The 26,592-nt window shown below is 63.1% G+C and carries 31 protein-coding genes; 16 read left to right on the forward strand and 15 right to left on the reverse strand.

Annotation, left to right across the window (positions count from 1 at the left end; all coding sequences use genetic code 11):
• Positions 1–53 precede the first annotated feature (53 nt).
• Positions 54–383, forward strand: coding sequence for a hypothetical protein (locus tag NKI59_RS02770; RefSeq protein WP_023718782.1), 330 nt, complete (start codon positions 54–56; stop codon positions 381–383).
• Positions 380–1,027, forward strand: a complete 648-nt coding sequence (locus tag NKI59_RS02775; protein WP_352702210.1) for a cysteine hydrolase family protein — start codon at positions 380–382, stop codon at positions 1,025–1,027. The genes NKI59_RS02770 and NKI59_RS02775 overlap by 4 nt, the downstream gene beginning before the upstream one ends.
• Before the next feature lie 115 nt (positions 1,028–1,142).
• Here the strand turns inward: NKI59_RS02775 and NKI59_RS02780 are convergent, their stop codons facing one another.
• The 4 genes from NKI59_RS02780 to NKI59_RS02795 form a co-directional block, all read right to left on the reverse strand.
• Entirely contained in the window at positions 1,143–1,496 is a 354-nt protein-coding gene (locus NKI59_RS02780; RefSeq protein WP_023675899.1) for a winged helix-turn-helix transcriptional regulator, read from the reverse strand.
• A 336-nt stretch (positions 1,497–1,832) separates the two neighbouring features.
• The gene (locus tag NKI59_RS02785) at positions 1,833–3,179 is read right to left on the reverse strand and encodes an FAD/NAD(P)-binding protein (protein WP_352702212.1); all 1,347 of its coding nucleotides are present in this window, start codon (positions 3,177–3,179) and stop codon (positions 1,833–1,835) included.
• Between the two features lie 49 nt (positions 3,180–3,228).
• Positions 3,229–3,681, reverse strand: coding sequence for an RrF2 family transcriptional regulator (locus NKI59_RS02790; RefSeq protein ID WP_023675902.1), 453 nt, complete (start codon positions 3,679–3,681; stop codon positions 3,229–3,231).
• A 147-nt stretch (positions 3,682–3,828) separates the two neighbouring features.
• Positions 3,829–4,020, reverse strand: coding sequence for a hypothetical protein (locus NKI59_RS02795; protein WP_352702214.1), 192 nt, complete (start codon positions 4,018–4,020; stop codon positions 3,829–3,831).
• A gap of 351 nt (positions 4,021–4,371) precedes the next feature.
• On the opposite strand from NKI59_RS02795, the gene tauA reads away from it, so the two are divergent.
• From tauA to NKI59_RS02815, 4 genes are all read left to right on the forward strand, one after another.
• Positions 4,372–5,385 (forward strand): taurine ABC transporter substrate-binding protein, encoded by a 1,014-nt coding sequence (tauA, locus tag NKI59_RS02800; RefSeq protein ID WP_352702216.1) that lies wholly within the window; start codon positions 4,372–4,374, stop codon positions 5,383–5,385.
• A gap of 108 nt (positions 5,386–5,493) precedes the next feature.
• Positions 5,494–6,267 carry a taurine ABC transporter ATP-binding protein gene (locus NKI59_RS02805; RefSeq protein ID WP_352453653.1) on the forward strand — a complete coding sequence of 258 codons (774 nt, stop codon included), beginning with the start codon at positions 5,494–5,496 and terminating at the stop codon, positions 6,265–6,267.
• Positions 6,264–7,130, forward strand: coding sequence for an ABC transporter permease subunit (locus tag NKI59_RS02810; RefSeq protein WP_352453652.1), 867 nt, complete (start codon positions 6,264–6,266; stop codon positions 7,128–7,130). The genes NKI59_RS02805 and NKI59_RS02810 overlap by 4 nt, the downstream gene beginning before the upstream one ends.
• Positions 7,131–7,149: 19 nt before the next feature.
• Positions 7,150–7,338, forward strand: coding sequence for a hypothetical protein (locus NKI59_RS02815; protein ID WP_352453651.1), 189 nt, complete (start codon positions 7,150–7,152; stop codon positions 7,336–7,338).
• 59 nt (positions 7,339–7,397) lie between these two features.
• On the opposite strand, the gene NKI59_RS02820 is transcribed toward NKI59_RS02815, so the two are convergent.
• Positions 7,398–7,583: a hypothetical protein gene (locus NKI59_RS02820; RefSeq protein ID WP_352453650.1), complete on the reverse strand. Its 186-nt coding sequence runs from the start codon at positions 7,581–7,583 to the stop codon at positions 7,398–7,400.
• Between the two features lie 307 nt (positions 7,584–7,890).
• Here NKI59_RS02820 and NKI59_RS02825 point away from each other — a divergent pair, with 307 nt between their 5' ends.
• From NKI59_RS02825 to NKI59_RS02835, 3 genes are all read left to right on the forward strand, one after another.
• Positions 7,891–8,250 (forward strand): septal ring lytic transglycosylase RlpA family protein, encoded by a 360-nt coding sequence (locus tag NKI59_RS02825; protein ID WP_352453649.1) that lies wholly within the window; start codon positions 7,891–7,893, stop codon positions 8,248–8,250.
• Positions 8,251–8,505: 255 nt separating this feature from the next.
• Positions 8,506–9,783: a polyhydroxyalkanoate depolymerase gene (locus tag NKI59_RS02830; RefSeq protein WP_352702220.1), complete on the forward strand. Its 1,278-nt coding sequence runs from the start codon at positions 8,506–8,508 to the stop codon at positions 9,781–9,783.
• Between the two features lie 212 nt (positions 9,784–9,995).
• Positions 9,996–10,613, forward strand: a complete 618-nt coding sequence (locus tag NKI59_RS02835) for a transglutaminase-like cysteine peptidase (RefSeq protein WP_352453647.1) — start codon at positions 9,996–9,998, stop codon at positions 10,611–10,613.
• 9 nt (positions 10,614–10,622) lie between these two features.
• On the opposite strand, the gene NKI59_RS02840 is transcribed toward NKI59_RS02835, so the two are convergent.
• Genes NKI59_RS02840 through NKI59_RS02855 form a run of 4 tightly spaced genes read right to left on the reverse strand, consistent with a single transcriptional unit; the run spans position 10,623 to position 13,415 of the window.
• Positions 10,623–10,991, reverse strand: a complete 369-nt coding sequence (locus NKI59_RS02840; protein ID WP_352570112.1) for a helix-turn-helix domain-containing protein — start codon at positions 10,989–10,991, stop codon at positions 10,623–10,625.
• A 53-nt stretch (positions 10,992–11,044) separates the two neighbouring features.
• Positions 11,045–11,581 carry a Smr/MutS family protein gene (locus NKI59_RS02845; protein WP_352636501.1) on the reverse strand — a complete coding sequence of 179 codons (537 nt, stop codon included), beginning with the start codon at positions 11,579–11,581 and terminating at the stop codon, positions 11,045–11,047.
• Positions 11,578–12,684, reverse strand: a complete 1,107-nt coding sequence (mltA, locus tag NKI59_RS02850) for a murein transglycosylase A (protein WP_352702222.1) — start codon at positions 12,682–12,684, stop codon at positions 11,578–11,580. Before mltA ends, NKI59_RS02845 begins: the two co-directional genes overlap by 4 nt.
• Positions 12,685–12,707: 23 nt before the next feature.
• A complete protein-coding gene (locus NKI59_RS02855; RefSeq protein WP_292659652.1) occupies positions 12,708–13,415 on the reverse strand; it encodes a Tim44/TimA family putative adaptor protein in 708 nt (235 codons plus the stop codon).
• A 199-nt stretch (positions 13,416–13,614) separates the two neighbouring features.
• On the opposite strand from NKI59_RS02855, the gene NKI59_RS02860 reads away from it, so the two are divergent.
• The 3 genes from NKI59_RS02860 to NKI59_RS02870 all read left to right on the forward strand — a co-directional run bounded on the left by NKI59_RS02860 (position 13,615) and on the right by NKI59_RS02870 (position 15,304).
• Positions 13,615–14,106, forward strand: coding sequence for an FxsA family protein (locus tag NKI59_RS02860; RefSeq protein ID WP_352702225.1), 492 nt, complete (start codon positions 13,615–13,617; stop codon positions 14,104–14,106).
• A 113-nt stretch (positions 14,107–14,219) separates the two neighbouring features.
• A complete protein-coding gene (secB, locus tag NKI59_RS02865; protein WP_352453643.1) occupies positions 14,220–14,723 on the forward strand; it encodes a protein-export chaperone SecB in 504 nt (167 codons plus the stop codon).
• A 293-nt stretch (positions 14,724–15,016) separates the two neighbouring features.
• Positions 15,017–15,304, forward strand: coding sequence for a GIY-YIG nuclease family protein (locus NKI59_RS02870; RefSeq protein ID WP_352702227.1), 288 nt, complete (start codon positions 15,017–15,019; stop codon positions 15,302–15,304).
• A 196-nt stretch (positions 15,305–15,500) separates the two neighbouring features.
• On the opposite strand, the gene dnaQ is transcribed toward NKI59_RS02870, so the two are convergent.
• The 5 genes from dnaQ to NKI59_RS02895 all read right to left on the reverse strand — a co-directional run bounded on the left by dnaQ (position 15,501) and on the right by NKI59_RS02895 (position 19,327).
• Complete coding sequence (gene dnaQ / locus NKI59_RS02875; RefSeq protein ID WP_352702229.1) at positions 15,501–16,220, reverse strand: DNA polymerase III subunit epsilon; 720 nt, start codon at positions 16,218–16,220, stop codon at positions 15,501–15,503.
• Positions 16,221–16,306: 86 nt separating this feature from the next.
• Entirely contained in the window at positions 16,307–16,909 is a 603-nt protein-coding gene (gene coaE / locus NKI59_RS02880; RefSeq protein ID WP_352702231.1) for a dephospho-CoA kinase, read from the reverse strand.
• Positions 16,906–17,748, reverse strand: a complete 843-nt coding sequence (locus NKI59_RS02885) for a shikimate dehydrogenase (RefSeq protein ID WP_352702234.1) — start codon at positions 17,746–17,748, stop codon at positions 16,906–16,908. Before NKI59_RS02885 ends, coaE begins: the two co-directional genes overlap by 4 nt.
• A complete protein-coding gene (locus NKI59_RS02890) occupies positions 17,741–18,340 on the reverse strand; it encodes a Maf-like protein (RefSeq protein ID WP_352702236.1) in 600 nt (199 codons plus the stop codon). The genes NKI59_RS02885 and NKI59_RS02890 overlap by 8 nt, the downstream gene beginning before the upstream one ends.
• A gap of 168 nt (positions 18,341–18,508) precedes the next feature.
• The gene (locus tag NKI59_RS02895) at positions 18,509–19,327 is read right to left on the reverse strand and encodes a pyruvate, water dikinase regulatory protein (protein WP_352453668.1); all 819 of its coding nucleotides are present in this window, start codon (positions 19,325–19,327) and stop codon (positions 18,509–18,511) included.
• A 401-nt stretch (positions 19,328–19,728) separates the two neighbouring features.
• On the opposite strand from NKI59_RS02895, the gene hemE reads away from it, so the two are divergent.
• The 3 genes from hemE (at position 19,729) to rho (ending at position 22,737) form a co-directional block, all read left to right on the forward strand.
• Positions 19,729–20,757, forward strand: a complete 1,029-nt coding sequence (hemE, locus tag NKI59_RS02900) for a uroporphyrinogen decarboxylase (RefSeq protein ID WP_352702237.1) — start codon at positions 19,729–19,731, stop codon at positions 20,755–20,757.
• 2 nt (positions 20,758–20,759) lie between these two features.
• On the forward strand, positions 20,760–21,305 hold the full coding sequence (gene hemJ, locus NKI59_RS02905) for a protoporphyrinogen oxidase HemJ (protein ID WP_352702239.1): 546 nt from the start codon (positions 20,760–20,762) through the stop codon (positions 21,303–21,305).
• A gap of 166 nt (positions 21,306–21,471) precedes the next feature.
• Entirely contained in the window at positions 21,472–22,737 is a 1,266-nt protein-coding gene (rho, locus tag NKI59_RS02910; protein ID WP_023675925.1) for a transcription termination factor Rho, read from the forward strand.
• Positions 22,738–22,958: 221 nt separating this feature from the next.
• On the opposite strand, the gene NKI59_RS02915 is transcribed toward rho, so the two are convergent.
• Positions 22,959–24,977, reverse strand: a complete 2,019-nt coding sequence (locus tag NKI59_RS02915) for a thioredoxin domain-containing protein (RefSeq protein WP_352702241.1) — start codon at positions 24,975–24,977, stop codon at positions 22,959–22,961.
• 59 nt (positions 24,978–25,036) lie between these two features.
• Here NKI59_RS02915 and mnmE point away from each other — a divergent pair, with 59 nt between their 5' ends.
• Complete coding sequence (gene mnmE / locus NKI59_RS02920; RefSeq protein ID WP_352702244.1) at positions 25,037–26,365, forward strand: tRNA uridine-5-carboxymethylaminomethyl(34) synthesis GTPase MnmE; 1,329 nt, start codon at positions 25,037–25,039, stop codon at positions 26,363–26,365.
• Positions 26,366–26,592: the final 227 nt, after the last annotated feature.

Here is a 26,592-nt window from a genome sequence, read left to right on the forward strand (position 1 = left end):
CGATTCCGCCATGCTACCCGGCGTTGGGCGAACAGCAATGCAAGGAATGGCCGATGAAGATTCTTGCCTATGACAATTTCAAGCCCGGCGTCACGCTCGACGATTTGCGGCCTTATCTGCGCGACGAAGTGTCGAATGTCTGGCGGCTCTGGAAGGCGGGGATCGTGCGCGAGAATTATGCGCGCGGCGATATTGGCGGCGTCATCATCGTCTTCGAGCTCGACAGCGTCGCGGAAGCGAGGCGATACACCGAGGACTTCCCGCTGTCCAAGGCCGGGCTGCTGGAATGGCACTTCATCGCCTTCGACGCGCCATTGCCGCTGGAATTCCTGTTCGATCCGACGGTCGATATCGCCAAACCATGGGACCGGACTGCAGCATGATCCGGTCGAGCGACGGGATCGAAATCCCGGCCAGCCTGCCTGAGTGGTGCGATCCGCGCCGCACGGCGCTGGTGGTCTACGACATGCAGGTCGGCATCTGCCGCCAAGTGGCCGGCGCCGCCACCATCGTCGAGCGTACCGGCACGGTGCTGGAAGCGGCGCGCGGGGCCGGAATGCGGGTGGCGTTCACGCGCCATCTGTCGCTGCCGCGCAAATGGATGGGCGCGACGCAGCTGCGCACCGCCATGGCCTGGCAGCGGCGCGACAGCCCCGACACGGTCGAGCCGTGGTTCCCGCGCGACGCCGAAGCGACGCGGATCGTGCCCGAGCTGGAACCCCGCGCGGACGAGGCGGTGTTCGACAAGCTCACGATGTCGGCCTTCGATTCCACCGCGCTCGGCTTTGCCTTGCGCGATTGCGGCGTGCGCACGATAGCGCTCGCAGGCATCGCCATGGAGATCGGCATCGAGCCGACCGTTCGCCAGGCGACCGACAATGGCTTTGTCGCCGTGGTAATCGAGGACGCCTGTGGCTTCGGCAACCGCGAAGCGCGCGACCGCTCGATGGCGACGCTACGCTTCCTCGGCGAAGCCGTCGTCACCGATGTCGCAAGCTTCTGCCGCGCGCTTGCCGGCGCGGGTTGAGGGCAATCGGCTTGCCGGCGCGACCCACCGTTTCACGGCAACGCCGAACCGCTCCATCGCTTTGTCTTCACACATTGCGGACGGAAAACCGCTTCGCGCTTTTCCCGGAATTGATCTAGGTGGTGGCTGCGCTGTCGGTGCGAAAACGCACGCCCTCGGCGCGGCCGTGCACGCTGCCCCAGTCGTAGAGCGCCTGGAGCGCGGCGGCGAGATCTTCACCGCGCCCGGTCAAGGCATAGCGCCCCTTGCCGTCCGGCGACGTCTCGAGCGTGACGAAGCCGATCTCGACAAGCTCGGCCAGGCGCTGCGTCAGCATCTTGTCGGAGAGTGAGGGGATCAGCCGGCGCAGGTCGGAATAGCGCATCGGCTGTTCCTTGATCCGCGCCAGGATCACCGTCTTCCATTTGCCGCCGAGCGCGTCGAGCGCGAACTCGACCGGACAGCCGTACAGTCTTCCCCGTTGGGTCATGCGCCAATGCTAGGCAAGGCACGGTGACAACGGAAGCAGAATTTGCCCGGTCATCTGGCCAGGGTCGCGGCTCACGGCCTGGCCGGCTACAAAATCCATGGAGGAGAACGAAGATGAGCGCCCGCGACACCAATCCGGTCAATGCGAGACAGCCGAAACGTGTGGCGTCATCGCCAACCCGGCTGTCTCGACCACCACGGGCTGGACGGTCGGCTTCTGGTGGAGCGAGCTCCCGCACCCTTGGTTCGCCTTCACCGAACGCGGCTATGTGGCCGAGATCTTTTCACCCGGCGGCAGGTGTCCTGCGTCCGAGATCGCGTCAAGACAGAGGCGGCCTCATCCGAGCAAGCGCTTGCTCAGCCGCGCGCACTGCACGCGAATATCGGGAATGGCGTCGATTTCGAAGAAGGTGCCGCGCGTCAGTGGCCCGACGGCGAGGATCTTGGCGGATACCGTGCCGTCGCCGGCGATGACCTCGCAGTTCGCGGTCACGTCGAGGCCGAGGCGCAGCGGATCCGGCCGTGCCAGCCCACGCTCGACCAGCGACCGCACCACGCTGTTCGAGGTGGTCGAGATGTCCCTGGCGATGCCTGTGCAATCATAGATGCGGGTGACGTCGAACCTTTCGAGCTGCTGCGTGTGGCGCGACTGGACCTGTACGCTGAAGCCGTCGCCGGCTGCGATCTCGACGACGCGCCCGGCGACAAGGCGGATGCGGCCCGCTTGCACCGCCTCGGCAACGCGGGCGTAGACTTCAGGCGCCATGCGGTGGCGGTGGATGTCCCACCAGGCCTTGGTGTGCTCGACGAAGCGGCGCTTGGCCGAGGACGGCCAGTTCTGCCAGATCTTCTGGTTGAAGGGTCTCAGACCGTCGACGACGTCGCGCCAGTCGATGCCGGCCTTCTGGTTTTCCCGGATCAGGTCGCGGAACCAGCCGACGAAATAGGAAAGCTGGGTGCCGAGCGGAATGTCGGCAACGTCGAGCTTGATCGGATTGCCCTTGCGATGCGGCGAAGGCAGCAGGCCGCGCCGCGACACCGCGACGATCGCGCCGCGGTGGCCGCGCTGCTCAAGCGACAGGAAGGCATCCACCATGCTCAAGCCGGTGCCCAGCACCAGGACTCGGGCTTCGGGATCGAGCGCAGTATCCGCCTCGGATCCCATCCTGATCGCATGCCCCTGCCCCGCCCCCGGCTCTTCGTCGTGGCCGGTGGCGAGCACGGCAAGATGCGCAACCACGCTGGTGCCGTTGGCCAGCGCCACTTCGACACCTGACGCGGTCGGCGAGATCGACAGGCTCTCCTCGCGGATCAGGCGCAGCCGGCCCGTCTGCTGCTCACGCGCCTCGAGCTCGTCGAGCAACTCCTTGAGATAGCGGGCGTAGACGCTGCGCGGCGCATAGACCGGCGCCTGTTCCGGCGTTGCCAGGCCGCGTTCAAGCAGCCAGCGCGAGAAATTGCCGGGATCATCGGCATAGGCGCTCATGCCCGACGCGCTGACATTCAGCACATGCGCCGACAGCAGCGTTGAATAGGCCATGCCTTGCCCAAAATGAGGGCGTTTTTCGATCAAGCTGACACGTAGATCGGGATTGGGCGACTTCAGCAGATGCGCGGCAAGCACGACGCCGCTGGCACCGCCGCCGACAATGATGATCGAACTTGGCGTAGCGCGCACGGTCATGCGCACACCAGCTGTCCTGGCGATCGTCGCCGGCTCAGGAGAGATTGGTTCAGGCTTGGATTTTCAACGCCGCCGAAAAATCCTCGTCGCCGGCGATGTCGCGCATTTCGGCGAGGCTGCGCTGGTCCAGCACCTCGGCGATGGCCTGCCGGACCTCCAGCATCAGGTGTCGGACTTGGCATGTCGCCTCGTTGCAGTCTTCGCAGCGCTGATACTGGGTGCGGCTGGCGCAAGGAATGGGGGCAAGCGGTCCGTCGAGCACGCGCACGACGTGGCCGACCTTGATCTCGTCCGCCGGGCGTGCCAGCCGGTAGCCGCCCTCCTTGCCCTTGCGGCTCTGAACGAAACCGGCATTGCGCAATTCGCCAAGGATCGCATCGAGGAACTTCTTCGGAATATTGTTTCCTGTGGCGATGTCGTTGACGAAGGCGAGCTGTCCAACCGGCAGGCGCGCCAGATGGACGAGCGCTTTGAGGCCGTATTTACCTTTTTTCGTGAGCATAACCCGAACGTTTCTCTGTCATGCGACGGCGCAAGGCCACCGGTTGCGAAACGCCTGGCGTGCCTCCCCGCCGCGTCCAAGCTGTCACTACAGATAAATTCTAGTGACATGATATACAAGCCGAGAAACGTTGATTTTGCTTCGTTTTCACGCCGCAATGGCCATTTTGGCCGGGGCTTGTGCTCTTGGAAGCACAGAAGCCGCCGCCAATGGCGCACCGCCAAACTGGCCGGCGGCAGGAATGTCCCCATCGGCGAGAATACCGACAGCAGCTTCTGCCCCTGAATTTGAAGGCCAAAGCATGCCGCGCGCGGCAATAAGGAGGGTGGCGTCGCTCATCGTCCTCTCCAATCCTTCAATGTCGATAAGGATACTAGACTTAACCGCGAACACAGGGAACTTGTTTCTAATTTCTTGGCTATTCACAGCACGGGTTTGCCGATGCAAGGGCGAAAACGGGAAATCCTTGTTGCGCGCATGGACGACGTGGAAGAGGTTCGCCGGGCAAGGACGATGGTTCTCACCCGGGCCGTCCCGTCACCCAGAAGCGTGCGAATGTGCAACTGCCATAACCAGATGACTTTTTCTAACAAGACCGAACCGATTGGAAGGATTTAACTCTACAAGAACGATAGAGTTAGATGACTATGAAACGCAATCCGGGTTTTTCTCGTTTCCAAGGAGCCTTTCATGTCCACCATTTCGCGACGTATCGTTCTCTTGTCCTCGGCGGCCTTGGCTGGTGCGGCCTTTCTCGGCCCAGCCGATGCGCAGGACCTCAAGATCACTATCGGCTACCAGACGGTCGTCGAACCCTCGAAGGTGCCGCAGGCCGACGGCGCCTATGAGAGCGCGACCAAGGCGGCAATCGACTGGCGGAAATTCGATTCCGGCGCCGACGTGATCGCCGCCATCGCTTCCGGTTCGGTCGACATCGGTTATGTCGGCTCGAGCCCGCTGGCGGCGGCGGCGAGCCGCGAGCTTCCAATCCAGACAATCTTCGTTGTCGGGCTGATCGGCGAATCCGAGGCCCTTGTCGCCCGCAACGGCGCCGGCATCGAGAAGGCCGCCGACCTTGCCGGCAAAAAGGTGGCGGTGCCCTTCGTTTCGACGACGCATTACAGCCTGCTTGCCGCGCTGAAGCATGAGGGTGTCGACCCGAAGTCGGTCGATATTCTCAATCTGCGGCCACCGGAGATCGCGGCGGCATGGGCGCGCGGCGACATCGACGCCGCCTATGTCTGGGATCCGGCACTCGGCCAGATCAAGACGACGGGCAAGGTCGTGCTGGATTCCTCCCAGGTCGCCGCCTGGGGCGCGCCGACCTTCGACGCCTGGATCGTGCGCACCGACTTCGCCGAAAGGAACCCGGAAGCGGTGCGCGACTTCGTCAAAGTGACGGGCGCGGCCTATGCCGAGTTCCTGGCCAAGCCGGACGTCTGGTCGGTGACGTCGCCGCAAGCGGCGAAGATCGCCACGATCACCGGGGCCAAGCTGGAGGACGTGCCGCAACTATTGAGGGGCTATGTCTTCCCGACGCTCGAGGAGCAAGCCTCGGACAAGTTCCTCGGCGGCGGCACGGTCAAGGCAGTCGAGGCGACATCGGCCTTCCTCAAGGAGCAGGGCAAGATCGACGCCGTGCTGCCGGATTATTCGAAATACGTGTCGTCGAAATATGTCAGCGAAGCGCTTGCCTCGAACTGACGGCAATGCGCGCGGTTCTCCTTCCCTGACGCCGCGTGCTCCCTGCCCCGAACCGCTTGCGAGGAGCGGCTTCGGGGCAGACAGATTCGGAATATCGGCGAGGTTCCCATGACGCATCTCGTGCTCGACAAGGTCTCGGTCCACTATGACGGTCAGCCGGCGCCAGCGGTCGAAAATGTGTCGATTGAGATCGCCAAGGATGACTTCGTCGTCCTGGTCGGCCGCTCCGGCTGCGGCAAGACGTCGTTGCTCAATGTCGCTGCGGGCCTGGTCCAGCCTGTGCGCGGACGCGCCACGATTGGCGGCAGGCCGATCACGGCGCCAAGCTCTGAGCGCGCCGTCGTGTTCCAGAACGACGCGCTGTTTCCGTGGCTGACCGCGCGGGAAAATGTCGCCTTTGCGCTCAGGCTGCGCGGTGTCAGGGCGGCTGAACGGGCGCGGCGCGCCGACAAGCTTCTGGCGCTGGTGAAGCTCGACGGCGCCGGCGACAAGCGCATCTGGGAGCTTTCCGGCGGCATGCGCCAGCGGGTCGGCCTGGCCCGGGCGCTGGCGGCCGAGCCGCAATTCCTGCTGCTCGACGAGCCGCTGGGCGCGCTCGATGCGCTGACACGCGAACGCATGCAGACAACGCTGCTCGATCTGTGGACGGCAAGCCAGGTCGGCGTGCTGATGGTCACGCACGGCATCGAGGAAGCCCTGGTGCTGGCAACCCGTATCATTGTGCTCGCTCCCGGCCCTGGCCGGGTGGTGTGGAGCTTCGAGACCGGCTTCAGCCGGCGCTATGCAGCCGGCGAGGCCATTCGCAGCATCAAGGCCGATCCCGCCTTCGCCGCGGCGCGCGGCGAGCTGACCGACGCGATCTTCGAAGGGGAGGCAGCATGACCATTACCTCCTATACCGAGCGGCCGCAGCGCTCCAAGGTCGACGACGGAGGCGACGCGCTGTCGGTGCCATGGTCGCGGCCGCGGCCGAGACGCAGCCGCGTTTCGGCCCGCGTGGTTAGCGCGATCACCATTCTGATGATGCTGGCGGCGTGGACGGTATCGGCCCGCCTGCAATTGGTGTCGCCGGTTTTCCTGCCGTCGCCCGTGGCAGTCTGGAACAAATTTGCCGTCGTCGCCCGTGACGGCTTTGTCGACGCGACGCTGCTCCAGCATATCGCCGCCAGCGTGTGGCGGGTGTTTGCGGCGTTGATCATCGCCCTTGTCATCGGCGTTCCCATCGGCCTGGCTATCGGCATCAGCACGATCGGGCGCGGCATCTTCGATCCGCTGCTCGAATTCCTGCGGCCGATCCCGCCGCTCGCCTATCTGCCGCTGATCATTATCTGGTTCGGCATTGGCGAGCCGTCCAAGATCCTGGTGATTGCCCTTGCCATGCTGGCGCCGGTTGCGCTGTCGACGGCATCGGGTGTTCGCGGCGTCTCGCAGGAGCGCATCAATGCAGCGCGCTCGCTTGGCGCCACGCAGCGCCAGGTGATCAGGCACGTCATCCTGCCCAGCGCGCTGCCCTCGATCCTGACCGGTCTGCGCATCGCGCTCGGCGCCGGCTGGTCGACGCTGGTTGCCGCCGAACTGGTGGCAGCGACGCGCGGGCTCGGATTCATGATCCAGTCCGCTGCCCAGTTCCTCGTCACCGACGTGGTGGTGATGGGCATACTGGTGATCGCGGCCATTGCCTTCGTGCTCGAATTCATCATCCGCAGGATCGAGCGGGTGCTCGTCCCGTGGGCGGGGCGGGAGTAACCGGACCGGAGACGTGACGATGCCCCATTCCACCGCTGTACTGTTTGCGCATTTCGGCCATTGGCTCCGCCTGATCAAGGCCGGAGACAAACAGCCGCCTGACGGCGAACGCAAAACGCCGACGCCGGTCCAGCTGGATGCCGAGCGCAACCGCCTGCCACCGCGCGACGAAAGTTTCTACTGGGGCTGGCAATACTGGTCGCGGTGACCGGGCTGCCACGGTCCGCTGTGTGCTGCTCTGAAGGGAGCTTGAGCATGGACGCCTGCTCAACCACGCGAGCGGTTCGCCCAGGCCAGGCCGCCCAGGCCGACCAGCACCGTCACGATGCCGGCATAGAGCCATTGCGACTGGCCGGTCATGAAGCTGCCCTGGACCCAACCGATGCCTTGCAATGACCACAGCACGCCGATGGCGAGCACAATCAAGGCCAGCAGATTTTTGATCAATCTCATCGTTGCAAACTCCTTTTCAAAGTCGATCGCCAGCCGTGCCCTCGTACCGGTGGAAGAGCGAAAAGAAGCGGCCCGATCACGTCATCTTCTACTTAGATGCTAACCTCTGATCTTGCGCAACACATGCGGCGATCGGAGCAAAGATCATCAAGGAAGCTGTGCCGCTCTGCGGGAAATCTCTGACAAATTGTTTCGCACCGACTCCAAACGTGTAACATTGTCATGGAACCGACAGATCATTGCCGCATTTGCTGCCTCATTCGCCCCTAACCGCTGCGGGTCTGTCAACGGAGCCAGTCCCCAACACATGAACAAAAGCAACCGGACCGCGCTTGTCGCGGCCACTATCGCGGCTGGCCTGATGGTCGGCGCATCCAGTGCCAGCGCCGCCGCTCAGTGCGGCCGTGCCTCCTGGTACTCACTGCATTCCAGAACCGCTTCCGGCGAACGCATGAACCCGTCGGCGCTGACCGCAGCGCATCGCAGCCTGCCGTTCGGCACCAAGCTGAAGGTGACCAACCGCAACAATGGCCGCAGCGTCGTCGTGCGTATAAACGACCGCGGCCCGTTTATCAGGGGCCGGATGCTCGATCTGTCGAAGGGCGCCGCCAGCCAGCTTGGCTTCATCAGCTCGGGTCACACCGCTGTCTGCATGGCACGGGTCTAACGGCCGCCACGGCCGGACACCGCCTCCGACGCTCGTCCCCAATAGCCGTGCTGCTTGCCAGGCCTTCGCAGGTGCACATTGAGCCGGCTGTTGCCGTTCCAGGCGGATTCTCAACGCCTTGGACGAAAGAACGAGCATAAATCACGCAAGTTGACGTATTGCATCGCAGCAGATTGTTGCTAACTTCCCCGCAAGGCATTCAAGGCTCGGCGCTGCTCGTCGGCCCTTCGATCGCAGTCGGCAGCGGGGTTCTCGATGTTCTACCAGCTCTACGAACTGAACCACGCAGCTTTGCAGCCGGCCCGCCTCTATGCCGATGCGATGCGCCTGTTCTACTCCAATCCGCTCAATCCGGTTTCACACACGTCCTGGGGCCGCTCGGTTGCGGCAACGGCCGAACTGTTCGAACGCACGACGCGCCGCTACGGCAAGCCGCAATTCGGCCTGACCAAGACCGTGGTCGACTGGAAAACCGTCGAGGTCAGCGAACATACAGTCTGGTCGCGGCCGTTCTGCAACCTGGTTCGTTTCGAGCGGGCGGTTCCGGCTGGGCGCCGGCCGGATCCGAAGCTGTTGATCGTCGCGCCGATGTCGGGCCACTACGCGACGCTGCTGCGCGGCACGGTGGAGGCGATGCTGCCCTATGCCGACGTGCACATCACCGACTGGGTCGACGCCCGCATGGTGCCGCTGGCCGACGGCAGCTTCGATCTTGACGACTATATCGACTACATCGTCGACATGCTGCATGCGCTGGGCCCCGACACCCATGTGATGGCGGTGTGCCAGCCTTCGGTGCCGGTGCTGGCGGCGGCGGCACTGATGGAAGCCAAGGGTGATCCGTTCGTGCCCTCGACGATGACGCTGATGGGCGGGCCGATCGACACGCGCCGCAATCCGACGGCGGTCAATCTGCTGGCGCAGGAAAAGGGCATCGACTGGTTCCGCGACAACGTCATCATGCGCGCGCCCTGGCCGGTGCCGGGCTTCGGCCGCGAGGTCTATCCCGGCTTCCTGCAGCTTTCGGGGTTCATGAGCATGAACCTCGACCGCCACATCATCGCCCACAAGGACTTCTTCATGCACCTGGTGAAGCATGACGGTGACAATGCCGAGAAGCACCGCGACTTCTACGACGAATATCTGGCGGTGATGGATCTGACGGCGGAATTCTACCTGCAGACCGTCGACACCGTGTTTGTCCGCCAGGCCTTGCCCAAGGGCAAAATGACGCATCGCAGCGTGGCGGTCGACCCTTCGGCGATCCGCAATGTCGCCCTGTTCACGGTCGAGGGCGAGAACGACGACATCTCCGGCCTTGGCCAGACCAAGGCTGCGCACGACCTGTGCATCAACATCCCGGCTGACAGGCACGCCCATTACATGCAGCCGGCGGTCGGCCATTATGGGGTGTTCAACGGCTCGCGCTTCCGCTCCGAAATTGTGCCGCGCATCGTCGATTTCATTACCAGCTACGGCCGTCAGAACCGTGTTGCGGTGAAACCGAAGCTGGTCAGGACCGGCAAGAAATAGGCGACCAGTGATGATGCCCCGTCAATCCGCATCAGGTCGGTCAATGCCAAAATCATCGGCTGGCGGGGCCGCGCGGCCGTCGACCTGTTGCACAATAGTCGCGTTGGCGCCACGCGAGTAACCATGCCGCAAAAATCAATCCATCCTCATAATTGACACGGACTGTAAATACCCCTTAACGTTTCGTTAACAACAAGGGACAAGCGGGGACAATGATTTCCTCACCGATGGCGAGAACGCTGCGCCTGTGCGCGCTGGCCGGACTTACTGTGGCGGCAGGTTGGGCCGGTTCGGCCTCGGCAGCCAGCCCGATGATAACAGGTGGCCCGACCTCGCAGCCGATCGGCCATTATGATTTCTGCAAGAGCTACGCGTCCGAATGCTCGATCCGCCCGAAGGATCTGTCGCCCGCCAGCCTGACCGGCTCGCTGTGGCGCAAGCTGCTCAGCGTCACGGCAAAGGTCAACGCCGCCGTCAAGCCGGAGAGCGACTTCGACATCTACGGCAAGGACGAGGTCTGGGCCTATCCCGACAAGGGCGTCGGCGATTGCGAGGACTATGTCCTGGAAAAGCGCCGTGAGCTGAACCGGCTTGGCGTCTCGTTTGCCGATCTGCTGATGACCGTCGTGCGCAAGCCGGATGGCGAAGGGCACGCCGTGCTGACGGTGCGCACCGACAAGGGCGACTACATCCTCGACAATCTGACCGACCAGGTCCGTTCCTGGGACCAGACCGGCTATCGTTTCCTCAAGCGGCAGGCGATCGACAATACCGGCCGCTGGGTCTCGATCCGCGGCGGCCAGCAGGTTCTGGTCGGCTCGGTCCAGTAACAAGGCAACTCATTTCGGCTGTGCCAGCGCGGCGCGGATCGACGCAATGATGCGGCGAAGCTCGGCTTCGTCGAGCTTTTCGATGTTGTCGGCCAGGAGATTGGCAAGCTCGGTCGCCGCAGGGCTAAGACCCGACGTGTCGAGCTTGACGCGCGGATGCGAGGTTTCGGCCAACCGCGCCAGTTCCTCGGCCTCGTCCCAGATGATGTTGAAATAGCCGATGATCTTCTGGATCAGCGTCCAGCTCGGCGCGCCGCGGCGGCCGTGTTCGAGCGCCGAGAGATAGGCTGCGCTGACGCCGATCGCCTTGGCCATGTCCTTCTGGCTGACGCCGCGCTCGTTTCGCAGCACGCGAAGCTTTTCGCCGAATGGGGTCACAAGCGCACCTTCATGGGTGTATCCTCATAGGTGCGTCCCTCATGGGCGTGTCCTCATGAGCGCGCCCGCCGCAAGCGGATATAGAGCGCACCCGAGCCGCCATGTTTGCGGGCGGCATGGTCGTGGCTGGAGACGAGGGGCCGGAAGGCGGGTGTCGACAGCCATGACGGCACGGCGCGCCGCAAGACGCCATCGCCGCCCGACGAGGAACCCTTGCCGGTGATTACAAGGACGTAGCGGATGCCGCCGGCATGCGCCCGGCACAGGAAGGAAAACAGCAGCGAATAGGCTTCGTCCTGGGTCAGGCCATGCAGGTCGACGCGGCCTTCGATCGGCAGCCGGCCCTTCGACAGCTTGTCCAGCGTCGGTTCGTCGAGTGCGTGGGAGACATGCTGCGCCTTCTGCTTTGCGGCCGTGGCAGCATTGCCCGCGACCTGTGCCGGCGGCGGCGCCTGCCTGGTCTCGTCGATCTCCGGCCCAACGTGCGGAATTTCGACGGCGGTTTTGCCCTTCAGCGGCTTTGCCGTACGCGCCACCAGGTTCCACAGCACCCGGTCGTCCTCGCTCAGCCTGTCGATGCGCCGGGTCATCGGCCTGCTCCTGAAACCAGCGACCGGGGGATCAGCGCATAAAAATCTGCGGCGTTGCGGATAACGCCGGCGATCTCGCCGGCCGCATCGCCCGACCCGGCAAACAGATCACCGCGGGCCGGCCCGGTGATCGCCGAGCCGGTGTCCTGCGCGATCATCAGCCGCCGGAACGGTTTTCCGTCGAAGACGGTCAGCGACGGTGCATCGATATGGAAGGGCGTGCCGAACGTGTGCAGCAGCCGGTCGACGGCGATCGAGCGGCCGGGTGTCAGCGCCACCTTGGCGGCAGCGATCGGGCCGAGCTCTGGGTCGTCGACGCCCATCTCGCGGAAGAAGATGTAGGAGCGGTTGCGCCAAAGGATCTCGTCGACGCGTTCCGGATGCGCCTTGAACCAGGCACGGATCGACTGCATCGTCACTTTCTCCAGCGGGATCTCGCCTTCCTCGCTCAAGATCTTGCCCGGTCCGGTAAAGCGCTGGCCGGATTTGGCGGCATAGGTGATGCGGCGAAGCCTGCCGTCGGTCATCTTGAGCCGCGCCGCACCCTGCACGTGGATGAAGAAGGCGTCGACCTTATCGGCGAGCCAGGCGATTTCCAGCCTTTTTCCGGCAAGCGCGCCGCATTCGATCTCGCCGCGGTCGAAATATTCGACCGGGCCGTTCGGCGCCGCACGTGCGAAGGCGAGATAAGGATCCATGCCGGAAGGACGATTGCCGTCGTCGACGTTGACAAGGTCGGGCGGGCGGGCCAGCAATGGCACCGGAAACTGCTCCGTTCGTACCGGCGAGGCTTCGACCTCCGGCTCATAAAAGCCGGTGACCAGGCCGGGACCACCATCTTCGGCATCGATACGGGCCGGAACGAAATGGCGCTCGAAAAAGCTTCGGGCCTGCAACCGATTCGCCGGCGAAACGGTGCGCGCTTCGGCATAGGCGTCGGCAAAGCCATTGTAATCGACGCCGAGCGCGCCGGAGCGGTAGGATTTGGTCAGGATATGAAAGGCCGACCGGCGAAAGGCGTCAAAGGCCGGGAGATGGTCGTCCTCGCCCCAGCCCGGCAATTCGCCAAAGGATTTTTCGCTGAAGGCTCGAGAAAGCGACACGACAGCCTCCGCCGCCGTCCAGTTCAGTCTTCTTCTTCGGTGGCGACGAGCTTCCAGTTCGGATCGCGCGAGCGCGCGTCACGAGCGAAGGTCCAGACATCCTTGACCTCGGCGACGGTTTCGGGATCGCCGTCGATGACGGCGCCGGCCTTGTCGCGGGTCGCCGAAATCAGCTCGCTGACGATGCGCAGCGTGATGTGCGCCTCGCTGCCCTTCATCTCGGCCGAAACGATGTCGGCCTTGTCGATGCCGACGAAGGAGGACTGGATCTTTTCGGCTTTCGCCTCACGGTCGCCGATGGCCGCGACGAAGCCGTCATAGACCTCGCGCGACAAAAGGTTCTTCAAGGTTTTGCGGTCGCCATCGGCGTAGGCCATGACGATCATCTCATAAGCCATCTTGGCGCCGTCGACGAAGGTCTTCGGATCGAAGGTCGGATCATTGTCCTTGATCGCCCGCAGGCCCCGGTTGAGATCGGTGTCCGGCTTGGCAAAGGCATCGATCGCCACATAGGTGTCGGCCGCCGGCTCTCCCGCCAGGCGTTTGCGCGGCAGCGAGACCACGTTCTCGGGTTTCTGGGCGGCATCCTTGTCGTTTTTGCGCGCTGCCGTATATGGATCGAAGGGTGGGCGCTCGTTGCCCGTGCGTCGGCCAAGCACGTTGCGCAGCTGGAAGAAGATCACCACCGCCGCAATCAGAAAGAAAATCGTGCCGAAGTCGAAGAAGCCCATATCTTGCGCCAATCAATCCCTGCTTTGGCCGGACCAGCGGCCAAGCAAGGGCCGCGATCACATAGCGTTCAGTATCCAAAGCATATAGAACGCATGGCGCAATCATTCAAATCAAAGGCAGCCATACCTATCTAACAGCTCTGGTGCCAGCGGCGATTGCTCGCCGGCCGGCAAAACATCGAAAACGATCGGTCAAGATTTGCGTATCTCGCTGCTTCCCCTGTTCATTCTCGCGCTTCCGCTGCTGGAGATAGCCGGTTTCGTTATTGTCGGCCGCCAGGTCGGCGCGCTGGCGACAGTCGGCTTGGTGCTGGCCTCGAGTGTCGCCGGCGCCCTGCTGCTGCGGCACCAGGGTTTGGGCGTGATGGCCAGGGTCCGTGCCGAAATGGATGCCGGGCGTGATCCGAGCGGCCAGCTTGCGCATGGCGCCATGATCGTGCTGGCAGCGATCCTTTTGATCATCCCCGGCTTCATCTCGGATATTTTCGGCCTTCTGCTGTTCCTGCCGCCGGTGCGCGATCTTGCCTGGCGGATGCTGAAAGGCCGCATCGTGCTGGCAACCGATTTCAGCAGTGGTTTGCGGGCAAGGCAACGCGGCAAGACCATCGATCTCGACGACGGCGACTATTCGCGGGCCGACGACCATACGCGCGGACCGGGTTCTCCCTGGCGCCGCCTCAAGGACGAGTAGCTGCAAGGCAACCGGCGTCTTTTGCAAACTTGTCTTGTCGGGCCGGCCATGATAGCGAACGCCCGAATTTCAATCCGGTCAGCAACGCTGCCCAGGCAAAAGGACCACAGCTTATGGCCAGCAACGACGACGCGCCGACCGGCGCAGCCAACGGTAATGGAAATGCGGCGCAGCCTTCGCTCAACGTGCTTGCGCAATATGTGAAGGACCTGTCCTTCGAAAGCCCCGGCGCACCGAACTCGTTGCGCGGCCGCGACAAGGCTCCGGGCATCGCCATCAATGTCAACGTCAACGCCAACCCGCTTTCGGACAAGCAGTTCGACGTCAATTTGACGCTGAACGCAAAAGCGTCGTTCGACCAGGAAGTGCTGTTCAACGTCGAGCTGGTCTATGGCGGCGTCTTCTCCATCAGCGGCTTCCCGCAGGAGCACATGCTGCCGATCCTGTTCATCGAATGCCCGCGGCTGCTGTTCCCGTTCGCCCGGCAGATCATCGCCGAGGCAACACGCAACGGCGGCTTCCCGCCGCTGATGCTAGACCCGATCGATTTCGCGCAGATGTTCCAGCAGAAGCTGGCCGAGGACCAGGCTGCCGCCGCCAAGGTCAAGGTGAGCTGAGGCTGGTTAGCTCGCAGCATTTGGAAAAACCCGGCGCGAAGCCGGGTTTTTTATAATGATGTCCCGCCCGACAGGCTGAAGGCCAATCGGACGCAAGCGTCGATGGTTCTCTTCAGCGGCAAGTCGAATATCTTCGAGACTAGCCGAAACACCTCTCGCTTCGTCATCCCAGGGCGGAGCAAGGAGCGAAGCGACGCGGCGCAGACCCTGGGATCCATGCCGTTACCTCAGTCGAAGAATGCAGCGGTTCAGAACGGCACTTGTGTCGGCATTGGCGCCAGCTACCTTCAACCATGACCGGCTATGTCTACATGACCGCGAGCCAGAAGCGCGGCACGATCTATGTCGGCGTTACCAACGATCTCGGCCGCCGCATGCCGGAGCACAAATCCGGCCAAGGTTCGCGCTTCACCGGCCGCTACGACGTGCAGCGCCTGGTCTGGTACGAGGAACATTTCGACATTCGTGACGCCATTCAGCGCGAGAAGTCGCTGAAGCGCTGGCCGCGCCAGTGGAAGATCGAGCTGATCGAGAAGACCAATCCAGAGTGGTTCGAGCTTTTTCGCGGAACGGGGTGGTAGTTCGGTTCTGGTCCGCAGGCGCACTGCCGCGTGGTAACGGCATGGATCCCAGGGTCTGCGCCGCGTCGCTTTGCTCCTTGCTCCGCCCTGGGATGACGAAGTTGGGGAAGTTTCGGCCGATCTCCAAGGTTTTGCGATTTGCCACTGAACGGAACTATCGACGTTCGCTGCCGATGGCCGCAACCTGTCAAAACCACTATGCCGCGGAACTCGCTTCCGGGGTGACGCGCAGCCACAGCGCCTTTTCGCCCAATGTGCCAACCATGCCCGCGTGCGCGGTGCGCTCGGCGTCGGTCAGGCGCGACGGCAAGGCGATCGGCCGCACACCGATCGAAATATCGATGTCGTCGACATTCTGCCTGCCGCCCGCCGGAGTCAGGATGCTGTCGAGGATAAGGCTTGCCTGCTTGCCGCCGATGAGCTCGATATAGACCTCGGCCAGCAATTCCGAATCGAGCAGCGCGCCGTGCTTGGTGCGGCGGCCGTTGTCGATGCCGTAGCGGCGGCAGAGCGCATCGAGCGAATTGGGCCCCATCGGATGCTTGCGGCGCGCCAGCGCCAGCGTGTCGACGATCCGTCCCGGATCGATGGCCGGATGGCCAAGCCGGCCGAATTCGAGGTTGAGGAAGCCGATGTCGAAGCCGGCATTGTGCGCGACCAGCTTGGCGCCGTCGATGAAGGCCAGAAACTCCTCGGCGATCTCCATGAAAGTCGGCTTGCCCTGAAGATCGGCGGCGCTGATGCCGTGCACGGCCTGCGCCTCGTGATGGATCTGGCGGCCTTGCGGGTTGATGTATTTGTGGAAGGTTCGGCCGGTCGGGAAGCGGTTGACCAACTCGACGCCGCCAAGCTCGATGACGCGGTCCTCGCGCGTGTCGAGGCCGGTGGTTTCCGTATCGAAGATGATCTCACGCATCGAATCAGTCCACTGGTTCCGGCATCATTCTAGCCGAATCACACCCGGAACAAAATGGCAACAAGTAATGTGGGTCTGCAAGCCTCTTAACCAGGCCTGCCTGCCTTATCCACGACTAGTTCGGCGATGATGGCCTTGACGGCCGCGCGAGCGGCGTCAAAGCCCTGACCGGTGTCGATGACAAAGTCGGCGCGCCGGCGCTTTTCGGCGTCGGAAACCTGCCTGGCCAGGATCGACGCCAGTTTCTCCTCGTTCATGCCCGGCCGCGCCAGCACGCGGGCGCGCTGGACTTCGGGCGGCGCGGTGACGACCACGACCTTGTCGACGCGGTTGCGGCCGCCGGTCTCGAACAGCAGCGGTATATCGAGCACGGCAAGCGGCGCGCCGGCGGCACGATGTTCAGCCAGGAAGGCATCGGCGTCGGCACGGACCAGCGGATGGATGATCGCTTCCAGCCGTTTCAGCGCGGCGGCGTCGCCGAGCACCCGCTCCGCCAGTGCCGCGCGGTCGACCGCACCAGATCGGGTGGTGCCGGGAAAGGCCGCCTCGACCAAGGGCGCGGCCTTGCCGGCATAAAGGCGATGCACCGCCTCGTCGGAATCATGGACCGGCACGCCGGCTTCGGCGAACATCTTGGCCGCGGTCGATTTGCCCATGCCGATCGATCCGGTGAGGCCGAGCACGATCATTTTATCGCGCCGATATCGGCAATAATTATTTGCCGCAGTTCGGCGGTGACTTCTGGCCTGATGCCGAACCAGCGCTCGAAGCCGGGCACCGCCTGGTGCAGCAGCATGCCGAGCCCATCGACGGTTCTCAGGCCGCGCGCTTTGGCGGTGGCAAGCAGCGGCGTCTCCAGCGGCACGTAGACGATGTCGGTGACGATGGCGCGGTCCGGCAGTCTGCCCGGATCCGCGGACAGGCCTTCATTGCCATGCATGCCGAGCGCTGACGTGTTGACCAGCAGGCCGGCATCTTCGAGCAATTCGCCGGTCGCCGCCAAGCCATGGGCGGAGACGCCGGCACCGAAGCGGTCGCGCAGCTCCTGCGCCCTCGCAAGCGTCCGATTGACGATGCGGATGTCGCTGACGCCGCGCTGCTTCAGCGCATGGATGACCGCGCGAGCGGCGCCACCGGCGCCGAGCACCACGGCGGGGCCGTTGGCCGCCCAGCCCGGTGCATATTCGTCCAGATTGGCGGCAAAGCCATGGGCATCGGTGTTGCCGCCCCACAATTCGCCATTCTCGAACCACAGCGTATTGACCGCACCGATTTGTTCGGCGTCGGCGTCACGCCGCTTGGCCAAAGCGAAGGCGGCTTCCTTGTGCGGGATGGTGACGTTGCCGCCGCGATAGCCTTGTGCCTGCAGCGTCTGCAGGAATTCGGCAAACGCCTCTGGTGCAACGTCGATGGCCTCGTAGACGCCGCCGATGCCGTATTTCGCCAGCCAGTGGCCGTGGATCTTCGGAGACCTGGAATGCGCGATCGGGTGGCCCGTGACAAACGCCTTTTTCGTGGCCTCAGCCATCGATCGCCCCGAACTCACGCAGCTTGGCCAGCACCGGCAAAAGTGGCAGGCCGACAATAGTAAAATAGTCGCCTTCGATTTTTTCGAACAGCTGGATGCCTTCGCCTTCGATCTGGTAAGCGCCGACGCTGGACAACGCCTTGGCGCCGACGCGCGCAAGATGGCGGCCGATGAAGGCCGGATCGAGCTTGCGCATGGTCAGGCTGGCGATGCCGACATGCCGCCACAGAACCTGGCCGTCACGGCCGAACACGACGGCGCTGTTGAGATGATGCGTCTTGCCCGACAGCGCCAGCAGATGACGGCGCGCTCCTTCCATGTCGGCCGGCTTATGGAACAGCTCGTCGCCGAGCGACAGCGTCTGGTCGCAGCCGAGCACCAGGGCGCCGGGCTTGCGCTCGCTGACGTCGGTGGCCTTGGCTTCGGCGAGCACCAGGGCGACGTCCTCCGGCGACACGCCACTATTCTGCAGCGGCGCCTCCAGCGCGCGCTCATCGACAGAAGCCGAAACCGCTTCGACAGTGACGCCGGCATTGACGAGCAGCGCCTTGCGGAACGGGCTGCCCGAGGCAAGGATGATTTTTTTTGCCATTTTTTTTTTCACCCGGTTCCTGACACTAGGGTGTGTCGAGATTCAGGTCAGGCCGAGCCGAAAACGGTGGCTTCCGAGAACCGGAGCGGAGCGTACTTTTCGTACGTGAGCACCGGAAGCGCAGGAAACCGCCGTTTGCAGGCCGGCATCACCTGAATATCACACGACCTACCGCGTCTTGCCGCGCAGGGCAACGATGGCCGCCGCCGTCTCCTCGATCGAACGGCGGCTGACGTCGATCATCGGCCAGCCATGCCGCGTGCATATCTGGCGGGCATAGGTGAGCTCTTCCGCGATCGCGGCACGGTCGACATAGTCGGTCGGCTCATAGGCGCTGGTGCCGAGAATGCGGTTCTGCCGGACTTGCGATATGCGTTCGGCGGTGGCGACCAGGCCGACGATCAGCGGCCTCCTGGCATTGACCAGGGTTTCGGGCACCGGCACGCCGAGCACAATCGGAATGTTGGCGGTCTTGATGCCGCGATTGGCGAGATAGATGCTGGTCGGCGTCTTCGAGGTGCGGGAAATGCCGACAAGCACGATGTCGGCATCGTCCATATTGGCTGGCAGCTGGCCGTCATCATGTTCCATGGTGAAATTGAGCGCGTCGATGCGGCGAAAATATTCAGCGTCCAGCACATGCTGGGCGCCGACGCGGCGGCCGGCAGGCGTGCCGAGATAGGACTGGAACACCGTCAGCACCGGCTCCAGCACCGAGACGCAAGGCAGGCCCATGGCCGCGCAGCGCTCGTCGATACCGCGGGCAAGCTTCTGGTCGACCACCGTGTAGAGGATGATGCCCGGCTCCTCCTCGATGTCCTCGAACACCTTCGTCACCTGCTTTTCGGTGCGGATGAGCGGATAGATATGTTCGATGGCGCGCGCGTCCTTGTATTGCGCGGAAGCCGCGCGGCCGGCGGCCAGCAGCGTTTCGCCGGTGGCGTCGGAAATCAGGTGAAGATGAAAGAAGCTCTGCGGTTTGTTCACAGGATACATTCCAGGCTGTGGGCCGATGTGGATAAGCCGGGCGGAAAACTCGGCCACCGCAAAGCGACTGTATCAGATGGCGGTTTGTCCACAATTCGATGTGCTGTCGGCTTCTCCGGGCGGTTGGGGACAAGTCCGGGGACGGAGCTTCTTGCCTTCGCTTCATCCACAGGGGCAATTTCCCTGGCCTGGCGGCAACGCATTGACTTCAGTCGTAAATTCGCGGTTTTCCACAAAGTCCTGCAATCCCGCTGGAGAAGCGCGCGACAATATGCTGGCTGGTCTTTTCGAGGGCAAAGCGGGACAGGAGACAACCACCACAACCAACAGACTCTTAGAATCATAAGATTCCTAAAAATAGAATATTTAATTATAGGGAAGCCTGGAAAGGCGAGCGCTCAATGCCTCAAGACCGGATCGTGCTGGACGTGTTGAGAGGCAAAGCGGCGTTTCCGCCGCCGCTCTGGATGATGCGCCAGGCCGGCCGCTATCTGCCGGAATACCGGGAGACGAGGAGACGGGCCGGATCCTTCCTCGATCTTTGCTACGACCCGGATCTCGCCGTCGAAGTGACGCTGCAGCCGATCGAACGCTTCGGCTTCGATGCATCGATCCTGTTTTCCGATATTCTTGTCGTGCCGCATGCGCTTGGCCGCGACGTGCGCTTCGAGGAAGGACGCGGCCCGCTGCTGACGCCGATCACGGCTGCGGAAATTGCGGCTCTCGACGGCGAAACGTTTCACGTGAATCTCGAGCCGGTCTACGAGACGGTGCGGCGGTTGCGCGCCAGACTGCCTGATGAAACGACGCTGATCGGCTTCTGCGGTGCGCCGTGGACGGTGGCGACCTACATGATTGCCGGCCACGGTACGCCCGACCAGGCGCCGGCCAGGCTGTTCGCCTATCGCGAGCCGGCGGCCTTTCTTAGGCTGCTGAAGGTGCTCGCTGATCATTCGGCTGCCTATCTGATCCGCCAGATCGAGGCCGGCGCCGACGTGGTGCAGATCTTCGATTCGTGGTCAGGCGTACTCGACGAAGCGTCTTTCGAGTTGTTCTGCGTCGAGCCAGTGGCCTCGATCGTCCGGCAAGTGAAGGCTGCCCATCCCAATGTTCCGATCATCGGCTTTCCCAAGGGCGCGGGAGATCACTATCGAAGCTATCGCCAGAAGACCGGCGTGACCGGGCTGGGCATCGACTGGACCGTGCCATTGTCGAGCGCGAAGGAATTGCAGCGTGACGGCGCCGTGCAGGGCAATCTCGATCCGCTGAGGCTTGTAGCCGGCGGCAAGGCGCTTGACGACGGCGTGGGGGCGATCCTGAAGGCGCTGGGCGACGGGCCGCTGATCTTCAATCTCGGCCACGGCATCACGCCCGAGACGCCGCTCGCTCATGTCGAGCGGATGGTCAAGCTGGTGCGGAGCGCATCGTAACGATGATGGACGCGGACAATGCGAACGGCACCAACACCGGTAAGGGCGCGATGCGCCGCGCGGCAATCGCGATCGCCATTTTCCTGGTGCTGGCCGGGCTGCTGTTGCTGTTCGGGCCCGATGATTTCTATCCCTGGGCGAAGGCGATCCATGTGATTGCCGTCATCTCCTGGATGGCTGGCATGCTCTATTTGCCGCGCTTGCTGGTCTATCATGCCGATGCCGAAAAAGGCTCCGTCCAGTCGGAGACTTTCAAGGTGATGGAGCGCCGCCTGCTGCGCGGCATCATCAATCCGGCAATGGTGATCACCTGGGCATTCGGCCTGTGGCTTGCCTGGAAAGGCTTTGGTTTTCAAGGCGGCTGGCTGCATGCCAAGATCGCCGCGGTGGTTGGCCTGTCGGCCGTGCATGGCTATCTCGCCGGCGCCGTCCGGAAATTTGCCGAAGACCGCAATGAAAAATCGGCAAGGCACTGGCGGATCGTCAATGAGATCCCTACATTGCTGATGATCGTCATCGTCGTCCTGGTTATCGTGAAACCGTTCTGACGTCTTCGGTTGCCCGCAAAAGGCGGCTTGCTCTTTCAACCGACCGACGATAAAAGACGGGTCTTCCTTCCCGTCATGCGCCGCCCATTTATCGCTTCGGCCGCGCCCGGCATTTGTCGCATCCCGCCGATATTTTTCCCAAAGCTTACTCAGAGTCCGTCTAATGATGCAAGAAATGAAACTCACAGAGTTCAAGAACAAGAAACCGCCAGAGCTGATCGCTTATGCGGAATCGCTCGAAGTCGAGAATGCCAGCGTCATGCGCAAGCAGGAGCTGATGTTCGCGATCCTGAAGAGGCTGGCGACCCAGGATATCGAGATCATCGGTGACGGCGTCGTCGAAGTGCTGCAGGACGGTTTTGGCTTCCTGCGCTCCGCCAATGCCAACTATTTGCCAGGTCCCGACGACATCTATATTTCACCGTCGCAGATCCGGCGGTTCTCGCTGAAGACCGGCGATACGGTCGAAGGCCCGATCCGCAGCCCGAAAGAGGGCGAGCGCTATTTCGCGCTGCTCAAGGTCAACACGATCAATTTCGACGACCCGGAAAAAATCCGCCACAAGATCCATTTCGACAATCTGACGCCGCTTTATCCGACCTCGCGGCTGAAGATGGAGATGGAGGTTCCGACCTCCAAGGATATTTCGGCGCGCGTCATCGACCTGGTGGCGCCGCTCGGCAAGGGCCAGCGCGCGTTGATCGTGGCGCAGCCGCGCACCGGCAAGACGGTGCTGCTGCAGAACATCGCCCATTCGATCACCACCAACCATCCGGAATGCTATTTGATCGTGCTTCTGATCGACGAGCGGCCGGAGGAAGTCACCGACATGCAGCGCTCGGTGAAGGGCGAGGTGGTGTCCTCGACCTTCGACGAGCCGGCGGTGCGCCACGTCCAGGTCGCCGAAATGGTCATCGAAAAGGCCAAGCGCCTGGTCGAGCACGGCCGTGACGTGGTCATCCTGCTGGACTCGATCACCCGCCTCGGCCGCGCCTACAACACCGTCGTGCCGTCGTCCGGCAAGGTGCTGACCGGCGGTGTCGACGCCAATGCGCTGCAACGGCCGAAGCGCTTCTTCGGTGCTGCCCGCAATATCGAGGAAGGCGGCTCGCTGACCATCATCGCCACGGCGCTGATCGATACCGGCAGCCGCATGGACGAGGTCATCTTCGAAGAGTTCAAGGGCACCGGCAATTCGGAAATCGTGCTCGACCGCAAGGTGGCGGACAAGCGCATCTATCCGGCCATGGACATCCTCAAATCCGGCACCCGCAAGGAAGACCTGCTGGTTCCGCGCCAGGACCTGCAGAAGATCTTCGTGCTGCGACGCATCCTGGCGCCGATGGGAACGACCGACGCCATCGAGTTCCTTATCGACAAGCTCAAGCAGACCAAGACCAACGCGGATTTCTTCGATTCGATGAATACGTAAAGGGGGCAAAGGCGCGGCGATCCTTCGCGCCCCCCTCTGTCCTGCCGGACATCTCCCCCACTTGGGGGGAGATCGGCAGCTTCGCCGACGGCGTCCCTTTTACAAGGTTGGTGGTTGGCGAAATCAGTGATGACGGCCAATCTCCCTCCTTGTGGGGGAGATGTCCGGCAGGACAGAGGGGGGCGCTGTCCCGCCGGCGTTCCGGTTCTGTGCACCTCGACCTATCGACGGCGCAACTGCCGCTCGAGTTCCTCAGCGTCGGTTACCAGCGGCAGGCAGACCTGCCCCGTGCAGAGCCAGGCGCCGGGCTCGGCCGTTGGCGGCAGGACGCCGCCTGGCAACGCCGGCAGATTTGTCGCCGAGCCAACAGGCACGACGATGTCCACCCGGCGCGGGTCTGGATTTCGATTCGCAACCGGAACAAGCCTTGGATTCTCCGGTCTATCCACGATCACCAGCTTCAGCGGTTCAAGCGTCAAGGCACAGGCATTGACTATACCCGCCTGGCCATAGCCCTGGTGCTCCGCCCGCCCGCCCGCGTGCTCTGCGACTGTCCAGGCTTTTTCCCAGAGATCGAGATCGCCCGAAAGCGACGACAATCGGACCAGGGCTTCGATGATCTGGCCGGCAGCGGAAGGAATGGCTTCGTCGACATCGCCGCGGATGCGGATCGGCACATCCGCGCTGTCTGACGCGGTCAGATAGTAGCCGGTCTTGTCGCTGTCCCGGTGCCAAAGATCGAGTTGCTCAATGAAGTTCCCGGCGCGATCGATATAGTCGGGATTGCCGGTCGCCTCGAACAGTGAGATGGCGGCGTTGGCCATGGCGGCATAGTCGCTCGACAGAGCCGGAAACAGCTTCTTTGCGCCGAGCATCGAATGCGGCGGGCGGCCGTCACGTCCGGCAGCCGCAATTGCGGCAAAGGCCGCTGCCGCCGCTTCGATCCAGTCGGATCGGCCAAGCGACCGTCCGGCCTCGGCAAGGGCTGCGATCATCAAGCCGTTCCAGTCGGTCAGGGCCTTGCCGTCACGCCCGGGCCGCACGCGCTGTTCCCTCGCTGCCAGCAGCCTTTGCTTGAGCGGAAACAGAAGGTCACGATCGACGACGCTCTGCGCCTGTTGAGCATCAGTCTGGCAAATGATCGGCTTGCCTTCCCAACCATGCGGACCGGCAAGCGTGAAGTATTTGAAAAACAATGCTGAATCGTCGCCAAGGGCTGCTTCGAGCTCATCCCTGCTCCAGGTGTAGAACAACCCCTCCTCGCCCTCGCTATCGGCATCAAGGCTGGCGGCAAAGGCATCGCCCTCGACTCGCATTTCGCGCAACAGCCAGGCAATCGTCTCTTCGATTCGCAGCCGGAACAATTCCTTGCCGGTCGACGCATAGGCCCAATTGCACAAGCGGATGAGCTGGGCATTGTCGTAGAGCATTTTTTCGAAATGCGGGACCAGCCATTCGGCGTCGGTCGAGTAGCGGCTGAGTCCGCCGCCAATATGGTCATAGATGCCGCCGGCCACCATCTTTTCGAGGCTGAGGAGAACGGCGTCGCGGTGCGATGCGGTGCCGTCGCGCAGCCAGGACAGCCAGAGGCTCTGCATGAACGGCGCGTTGGGGAATTTCGGCGCGCCGCGCAGACCGCCCAAATCGCGGTCGATCATGCCGTCAATGCCATTGGCGAGGTTCGCCAGCATGCCGCGGTCGAGCACGGCCTTGCCATGGCTGCCCGCCAGCCGCGTCTCGACATGCGTGGTCAGGCCGTCGGCACTCTGGTTAACGTTTTCTTTCTTCTCCCGCCAAGCCTTGTCAACCGCCTCCAGCACCTGGACGAAACCCGGCCGGCCGTAGCGGGCTTCGCGCGGAAAGTAGGTGCCGCCCCAGAACGGCTTGCCGTCCGGGGTCAGGAACATGGTCAGCGGCCAGCCGCCCTGCTCGCCCATCGAGGACAGCGCCGCCATGTAGATCTGGTCGATGTCGGGGCGCTCCTCGCGGTCGACCTTGATATTGACGAAGAGACGGTTCATGACGGCGGCGACGTCGTCGTTCTCGAAGCTCTCATGCGCCATGACGTGGCACCAATGGCACGCGGCGTAGCCGACAGAGAGCAGGATCGGACGCTGCAGCACCTTTGCTTCGGCCAGAGCGGCGGGCGACCATGGCCGCCAGTGCACTGGATTGCCGCTGTGCTGCTGCAGATAGGGGCTGGCCTCTTCGGCAAGCAGGTTTTGTGCAGGCAATGTCACGGCGCTACTCGATGGCGGATTGAACAGGAATAGCTAGGGCGCTTCGGCAGAGCGGGCAAATGATTTCAAAAGACTCCATCGTGGCGCTGTCGAGCGGGCGCCTGCCGGCCGGAATTGCGGTGATCCGGATTTCGGGGCCGCAGAGTCGATTCGCTGTCGAAACGATTGCGGGATCGAAGGTGCCAAACCGCGTTGCCACCTATCGCAAGTTCCGGGCGCCCGACGGATCGGTGCTGGACAGCGGCCTGGTCGTCATCTTTGCCGGCCCCGACAGTTTTACCGGCGAGGACGTTGCAGAGTTCCATGTGCATGGCGGGCGCGCCGTTGTGGCGAGGATACTGGAAACGATCGCCTCCTTCGACGGCGTCAGGCATGCCGAGCCTGGCGAATTCACCCGCCGCGCCTTTCTCAACGGCAAGCTCGATCTGGTCGAAACCGAGGCGCTGGCCGATCTCATCAACGCCGAGACCGAAGCGCAGCGGCGCTTTGCCGTTCACAACGCCCAAGGCGTGCAGAGCGAACTCTATCTGGGCTGGCGCCGACGGCTGATCCACGCCCGCGCGATGATCGAGGCCGAGATCGACTTTGCCGACGAGGATGACGTGCCGGGCTCGGTCGCCGATACAGTCTGGTCCGATGTCCGGGCGATGATCGGGGAAATAGAGCGCCACGTCGCCGGCTTCCGCGCTGCCGAAATCATTCGCGATGGGTTCGAAGTGGTAATCCTCGGCGCGCCGAATGCCGGCAAGTCCAGCCTGTTCAACGCCTTGGCGCGGCGCGAAGCGGCCATCGTCACCGACGAGCCGGGCACGACCCGCGACCTGCTCGAGGTGGTACTGGACCTGCAAGGGGTGCGGGTCAGGGTAACCGACACCGCCGGTCTGCGCGAGGCGCCCGGCAAGATAGAGGCGATCGGCATCGAGAAAGCCAGGACCAAGGCGCACAGTGCCGATCTGCTGTTGCTGCTGGAGGATCTGGCGGAGCCAATCGCGATCGGTGTGCTGAGGAGCGACATTCAGGCGCTGAAGGTCGGAACAAAAATTGACCTGTTGGGCGGCAAATCGCCCTCGCCCGCGGCGCACTATGATATCGCTATCTCGACGCGGGACGGCACGGGTCTGGCCGAATTGCTGGACGAAATCGGGCGTCGTGCCGCAGTCCAGATCGGCAAGGCCGGCGATATCCTGCCGTCGCGGCTGAGGCACGTCGAGCTGCTCAATGAGACGAAACGCTTCCTGCTCGCAGCAGTGGCCAGTGGTGATCGCGGGCAGGAGCTACGGGCCGAGGAGCTGCGCCTGGCGGCGGATTGGCTCGGACGAATCGTTGGGTCAGTCGATGTCGAGGACATGCTCGATGTGATTTTTTCGCAGTTCTGTATCGGCAAATGACTCACGTGAAACATAGGGGAAGGGCCACACCGGGGTGATTCACGTGAAACACGGGCCCAGGAATAGGGGGATTGTTTCACGTGAAACGATCCCGCTCGTAGCGTCTCCCCTTCTCCCCTTGGGGTGTTTGGACCGGAGACATCGCGAACAGATGTGCGAGGACATCGCGAACAGTTTTGCGCTTTTGCGCGAGGGGGTTCGGGATGCCATTCGAGGACAGAAGCGTG

Source organism: Mesorhizobium sp. M0598, assembly GCF_040320865.1.
Classification (GTDB): Bacteria; Pseudomonadota; Alphaproteobacteria; order Rhizobiales; family Rhizobiaceae; genus Mesorhizobium.